Genomic DNA, 6,586 nt, shown 5'->3' with positions numbered 1-6,586 from the left:
TTCAGCCCAGAGCGCCCTTGGAGCAGAAAATGGTCCTAAAGGATTATCAGCAACCATGTAGAACGTTCCCGTGAGGTTACTATCAACAAACTCTCCTGGGGGGATCGAGAAGAGCAGATAGTAGCGCCCCTTGATAAGAACCACTTGCGGACATTCCATAGTCCCGAACGTCATAGGCTCAGTTAATGGTGGTAATACTTGCCAATCAATCAGGTTTTGTGAAGTGGCATGAGCAATCACGCCCCGACTTTCAGCAGGACCATAGTTAACGCGACCAGTAATTAAAGCATGAAATTCCCCTGTTTCTGGATCCTGAAACACCCAAGGATCGCGCCAGGCTTCATCGAACCAAAGGTTTTTCTCAGGGTGCTCGAGATCATACTTCTCGTAGTAGCGACTATCAGCCTCGATCACCGGGTTTTTCGGATGTTTTTCCCAGTGGATTAAATCTTTGGAGGTCGCAAGGCTGATGCGTTGGATTTTTCCTTGCTCTTTGCGATCAGTGCTGGTGTATGGGAGATACCACAGGCCATCATGACGAATTACGCAGCCAGTCCAATTAGTGTACTCATCCACGTCACCATAAGCTTCAGGCTTCATAGCATCTGGTAGAATCTCCCAGTGCCGTAAATCCTGAGAAACAGCGTGACCAAATGAAACATGCCAATGTCGGTCTTCTGGATCCGGTAAATCCTTAGAAGCTTGCAAGTAAAATAAGTGATAGTCGGAAATATCTTGAGCTAGCCAGAAGTCCCAGATCCATTTATCTGGGATTTGTAAACTGTGATTAGGAAGCATGAGTTACCTGCTTTTGTGTAAGAGTATTAGTTAGTGAATAACTGTGACTAACTCCCTAGAACAGTTAGCCTCTTTACTAAGGCGTCAACTAGAGAGTATAAAGTAATAATTCGGTAGTAGGGTAAGGTAAGTAAAATTCCTTACCGCTTAATTAAATCCTATCTAACTAATTATTGTGTAATTTATAGAAGCAACGCCTAATGATTAAACAATAGTCTATGTATCCAAGCCAATTTTTTTTCCTGAATACATTAAACTAGTGAGGAATTACGTACTGATAGGAGTGAAAACTATATCTATACTTTGGACGGGCATAAAGTTTGAGTTTGATTTAGCTATCAGCAAATACCATCACTGTTGACCGCTCAAAGCATAGTAAAGCATAGTGTTTTAATTGCTAAATTACCCTCTAATCAGATAATCAGAGAGTTACTACGTAATTCCTAATATTGATTCAGAATAGGTTAAGGCTATACCATTTAAGCGAGGTCTGTACTCGCTTTTTTACCTATCACTACCAAACTTATTCCAAGATAACAAATAGTGTTGGGAAAATGTCACTAGCCAAATTGCTGATTGATTGCGATCAAAATCAAATCTTTAACTTGTGAAGACATAGACGAAGATTTAACTAAGGTGAGATTACTAGGATGTAAGCATTTAGCTATCAGCTATCAGCTCTCAGCTCTCAGTTCTCAGCTCTCAGCTTTTTAATAAAACAGGTAAGCATTGCTTTAATTTCTGTTAAGTTAGCTGACCGCTGACCGCTGACCACTGACCACTGACCACTGACCGCTGAATGCTTACACTAGGACTTACGCAGCTGAAAGGAAAACCCGAAGCCAAACTCGAAGCCAAACTCGAAGCCAAACTCGAAGCCAAACTCGAAGCCAAACCCTAATTTTAGGGTTCTAAGGCTTGCAGCCTCTAGATAAGATCTCAGCCTATACCTTGATGCTTACGATTAGCAAGCCTACCGATAAGAGCCTAGATCGCGTAATCTTAATGTAGCATTAAGTATTATATGTGGAGCAGATTTGGCGATCGCAAATCCTTGGGAAATTCTCAGTATAAATACTGAGATTGTGCCCCATATCCCTGCAATTTGATGGATCCCCTTGTCAAAAAAATAATAGATTGATTTAATAAAGTAATATTTCCTTAACAAAACTAAAAATATCTTAAGCAGAAGCTGATGATACAACAACTCGATCACGGCAGGAGCGACGCTGCGACCTTAGAGCAACTGTTCAACCATGATATCAGCATCCAGACAACGCCTCATCAACCTGCTCCAAGTAAAACAGCTCTCTCAAAATATCTCCTGCTTTACCTTCAAGGAGGAAAGGATTTAGAGGGAGTGCCTTGGCAGAGAGGGGAAATGGGTGGGGCTATTCTTAGTGAAGATTTGTCTGTAATTAAGCACTTAGGTCCTGTGTTTCAGCCAGACCGGGATGACTACTGGCGAAGCTCTCGCCTTCTAGCAGGAAGCTTACGGTTGGTAAACGAAAATTCCCTGTATTTCTTTTACGGTGGATCTCCAGACCGTCCTAATTTGCTTCATGAGTATATTGGCTTCTGTAAGGGAATCATTAGGGATAATCACGAGATTGATTGGCAAGCTCCCCAACTGATCGAATTTCTTGATTGGGAGAAATACTACGATTACTCTGACCATCCATTGATGCCAGACCAACGTCACCGCCAGTTGCGGGATCCTTTCCCCATCTTTCACGAAGGCAAGTATTGGATGTTTCTATCTGCTGCTGCCAAGACAAATTCCCAACCCAAGAAAGGCTGTATTGGTCTAGCAGTAGCAGATCAACTCGAAGGACCCTATACACTCTTGCCACCAGCCCTGTTTCCTCATTTCATGACCGATGAAGGTGAGCAAGGTCTCTTTTACGAGTGTGAACGAAGCCACGTTTACTATAAAGGAGGAATGTGGCACATGTTCTTCTCTGTGATGAAGCAACATGTGGATCCCCGTTGGCTTGAGCAACTTGGTGATGACGCTGCCTCGATTACTGACTCCAGCCTGTACCATTTTGTCTCGCCACAGATCAACGGTCCCTATCAGCCAGCAGGGGTGGTACCGGTGGTGAAAGGATCCTCCGAGTCTAACTTGTATGCGATCAACTTCGAGCACAATAACCAACAAGAACTGATCGCTTATGGATTAAATTTAGGAATGCAGGAACTGGATGTTTCTGGTCAGTGGAAAGTGTTGTGGGACAACGATTATCCAGAAATTAAGAAAGTAAGTCCTTCTGGTCAGCAGAGTGTTGCTGATCCCTCGTCACTATTATATGGACGTGAGGGATACTTTATTTGGGATGCAATTCTATTCAAGCTACCTGCCTAAGGTTAACTAGGTTACCAGGTTAAAGGTTATCTTTTGAAGCTTTAACGTAAGCATATGCGCTACCTCACAGGCTAGAAGCCTGTGCCACGCACGCTACTTGAGGTGCAGTCAGCGGTCAGCGGTCAGCGGTCAGCTTATTTTATTCAAAAGCACCGATGACGCTACGCTGTTCGCTGATAGCTGCATGCTTACCCTTTAACTTTCAACCTTTAACTTTCAACCTTCACACTAATTCAATAGCTAATAGCTTACGGTTCCACAATCGAACCCATGAACAAAATTGCTCCAGTTTTATTGTCCCGAACAGTACAGAAAAAAGGACGGTTAACCACTAGATTGAATGGTTGATCTATACTAATGGAAGTAGTAACAATACCGATAGAAGTAGCAGCCGCTGCTTCTGTGCCTTCTTCATTAACTTCTACAAAGGTTTTGTGCTTGACTTGACTAATCGCTGCTGATTCAGAGGTCAGATTAGAAAAATCCGCCTTATCGGTAAACGCTACATCCATCCCCAAAGCTTTTAGGGAATCGTTGAGTTTAATATCGTATTCAAATTTAAAGCGGGGTAGCCGAATTGACCCATCCCGAGACCTAAACTCTTTCATCCATTGTAGCCAGTTTTCCGCTGTGAGTTGTTGTTGAAATTCTGCCAAGCTGCTCCCTTCACGGGGTAAGAAAACATATAAACTCAGCCGTTCTTTACCGTAGGGAATACTTACAGCTTGAAAGGCATCATTTTCATAGTACTTATACTTCCCATACTGATACATCATTGGGTGTTGCTTTTGGTTTGAATCAGAGATATAAAAAGCTTGATCAGACGTTTTACTTTTATCGAATTCTCTGGTCCAGCTGCCTTTGAAATAGATGGCATTGATTAAGAAGAGTAAATCATCCGCTTGAGTGCGTTCGACAATCGTTTTAATTTTGCCGTTTGTGTTATTTTTGACCCAACGGTTAATTTTTTTTGCAGCCTTGGCACTACTAAAATCAAGTTCTGTGACCTCTGCTTCGTAGAATTTCTGGTTGTTTTTAATAAATTTGGGGTTGATGTCAATGCCTTGGTTAGCCCACAGGGAGTTGGCAATGGACAGCTGAACATCAGGGTCAGCATTTTCCAAGCTAGCCTTTAAGGCGTTATTTCCCTGGTTGAGTTGATCTAGACTTAATCCCTCTAATTCTAGGACTTTTGCCATAGCCTCTTGAGTCTCGCCGCTGGCACCGTTGTAAGCCATGTCTAGGGCAATGGCGATGCTGGTGGGAGAGACAAAAATATTCTTGTTAGTGTCCTGCTTGAGAATTTCTGAGAATAGCTTGAAGCCAAATTTAGTATTAGCGTCTACAAGATTGGTATCTACGTCTAGAGTTGGTTGCTGGTCAGCTGAAATTGATTCTTTCCTTGGTTCGGAGTTAGGCATAGGGTCAAGGGCATTGGTTTTTTCCGACACACACCCCAATATACCTGTAAGCAGGATGCTGACTGCCATAACAGTGGCTATACGACTAAGCATTTGATGGTTCATTTGATCGTCTCCGTTGCTAATACCCTGTTCTAATATGACCATTACAGGATAATTCGGTTCCTTTAGTTACGGTTTTTGCTACCGGGAATGGGTAATCGGTAATGGGGAATGACGATCTATAGCAGAAGTCAGAAGTCAGAAGTCAGAAGTCAAACTCTTGCGCTTACTTAGGTTTGAGACTTTTGTAATGTCCGCGCCTGCCCTGGCGACTGCTATAATCCTGGTGTTCACCAGTCTAAATAACCTAATTTACACATAACCAACGTTATCCAAGAGTCATGATTTCATAAATTGTGAAGGTTTTAAGCGCTCCACACTTCTGGACTTTTCGGTATTTTTTTTGTCCCTTACATATCTGTAGTCTTTTAAGTTGGCTTTTCTGTTATCCATAGCCAGAAAGCGCTGCACAAAAGGCTAGTTGTATCATAGGTAATTATAGTCAAGTTTAGGCAAATATTACCATAAATTACTGATCGTCCAGATTTTTTGCCCTTGACAGCCACAATTTTTATGCTATTATAGTTAAATTTGATTAAAAACTATACTCCAGATTCTGCTGAGCAACAACCTAAATCAAATACAAAACCATACATTCAGCAAACCAGATCACAAACATCGCATATCTACAATGAAGTTGACGAATAACACACCCTGCCTCCACTAGTATCAGGCTAGTGGAGTTTTTTGCGCTTAGATCACTTGATGCTCAGATTGACTAGATCGACCAAAACAAGCAAGTTTATAAAAATTTATATGAAATCACACCAAAAATTGACATTAGGCCAACACCAAATCATACATGATTAGCCAATAATAATAATTGAGAACACAAAGAGAAAAGCACACCCCGTTAGTCTGGCCGCTAGCGGGGATTTTTTTTACCGGACCTACGGCCAGGAGCCAGACCATTTGACCAGTAAGGCTCAAAACTGGGTAAATTGATGATGGGCAGAATTTAAAAATTCTCTCTTCAAACACCGCCGGGCAGACGGTGTAAACTTTCCGAGGGTAAGTTCGTTGGAACCCCTATGAAGAAAGAATCCCCGTCCTTCAAGGACGGGGAGTGTCAAAGAAACATATTCCGAAACGTGTCCAGATAGCTGGCTGCAAGCATACCTGCCAGGAAGCCAAATAAATGTCCTTGCCAGGAGATCCCTGTTTCACCAGGAAATAAACCTCTGAGTGTAAAACCATAGAGACCACCGATAGCGCTAGAACCTATGACTAACAGGGGCTTACCTTCTAAATACCCCTGTGCGATCAGAAAAGCTACATACCCAAAAACTACACCGCTTGCGCCATAAGAGACAGTGTTAGGTGAACCAACTAGCCATTCAGCCAAACCACCAATCAAGACTATCGCCAAGGTCACGACCCAGAAATCATCGGTTCCTCGTAACAATACCCAACAGCCAAGGATCGCAAACGGAATAGTGTTTCCGATTAAGTGTTTCCAGTCTTTGTGCAAGAAGGGTGAAAACAAAATACCAACTAGCCCGAGCCAGGTGCGGGGTTGGATACCAAATTTTTCGTTGAGTGCTCCCCCGCATAAGACTAAATTGACAAAACTTATCATCCAGGCGTAAAGAACCAAATCACCCACTGCCTGGAAGTTGTCACCCCAAGCATTTCGGAATTGATTAATCCAATCAAATATAGTTGTCATACTTCACCCGGTAGCCTGCACGCTCATATTTATGTTTACTACTATAATTTATATAGGGTTTCTCATAGTAATAAGGTACACATAATTTTTTCATTATTCCCTATTCCCTATTCCCTACTCCCTACTCCCTACTCCCTACTCCCTACTCCCTACTCCCATTAACCCAGGATTTTGTCCCTCACCTAATTAAGAATTGCTCTCTATATATATAATTGATCATGAGTGCCAATT

The 6,586-nt window shown here is 42.3% G+C and carries 4 protein-coding genes and 1 pseudogene; 2 read left to right on the top strand and 3 right to left on the bottom strand.

The features are described from left to right. Positions 1-798, bottom strand: a pseudogene (locus tag F6K51_RS14135) (hypothetical protein); the annotation flags it as partial. 1,195 nt (positions 799-1,993) lie between these two features. Between F6K51_RS14135 and F6K51_RS14130 the strand changes: the two are divergent. Next, positions 1,994-3,163 carry a glycoside hydrolase family 68 protein gene (locus F6K51_RS14130; protein ID WP_293021163.1) on the top strand — a complete coding sequence of 390 codons (1,170 nt, stop codon included), beginning with the start codon at positions 1,994-1,996 and terminating at the stop codon, positions 3,161-3,163. A gap of 248 nt (positions 3,164-3,411) precedes the next feature. On the opposite strand, the gene F6K51_RS14125 is transcribed toward F6K51_RS14130, so the two are convergent. Both F6K51_RS14125 and F6K51_RS14120 read right to left on the bottom strand, forming a co-directional pair. Then, complete coding sequence (locus tag F6K51_RS14125) at positions 3,412-4,689, bottom strand: serpin family protein (protein WP_293021161.1); 1,278 nt, start codon at positions 4,687-4,689, stop codon at positions 3,412-3,414. Positions 4,690-5,755: 1,066 nt separating this feature from the next. Continuing rightward, positions 5,756-6,355 carry a rhomboid family intramembrane serine protease gene (locus F6K51_RS14120; RefSeq protein WP_293021159.1) on the bottom strand — a complete coding sequence of 200 codons (600 nt, stop codon included), beginning with the start codon at positions 6,353-6,355 and terminating at the stop codon, positions 5,756-5,758. Here F6K51_RS14120 and F6K51_RS14115 point away from each other — a divergent pair. Beyond that, positions 6,326-6,517 carry a hypothetical protein gene (locus F6K51_RS14115; RefSeq protein WP_293021157.1) on the top strand — a complete coding sequence of 64 codons (192 nt, stop codon included), beginning with the start codon at positions 6,326-6,328 and terminating at the stop codon, positions 6,515-6,517. The genes F6K51_RS14120 and F6K51_RS14115 overlap by 30 nt on opposite strands. Positions 6,518-6,586: the final 69 nt, after the last annotated feature.

This window comes from Moorena sp. SIO3I8, assembly GCF_010692325.1.
Lineage (GTDB): Bacteria > Cyanobacteriota > Cyanobacteriia > Cyanobacteriales > Coleofasciculaceae > Moorena.
The sequence above is the reverse complement of the archived record's forward strand: the minus strand, read 5'-3'. Positions and strand labels throughout refer to the sequence as shown.

Coding starts and splice junctions, on each gene's coding strand:
- F6K51_RS14130 (WP_293021163.1), top strand. CDS start 1,994: ATGATACAACAACTCGATCACGGCAGGAGCGACGCTGCGACCTTAGAG.
- F6K51_RS14125 (WP_293021161.1), bottom strand. CDS start 4,689: ATGAACCATCAAATGCTTAGTCGTATAGCCACTGTTATGGCAGTCAGC.
- F6K51_RS14120 (WP_293021159.1), bottom strand. CDS start 6,355: ATGACAACTATATTTGATTGGATTAATCAATTCCGAAATGCTTGGGGT.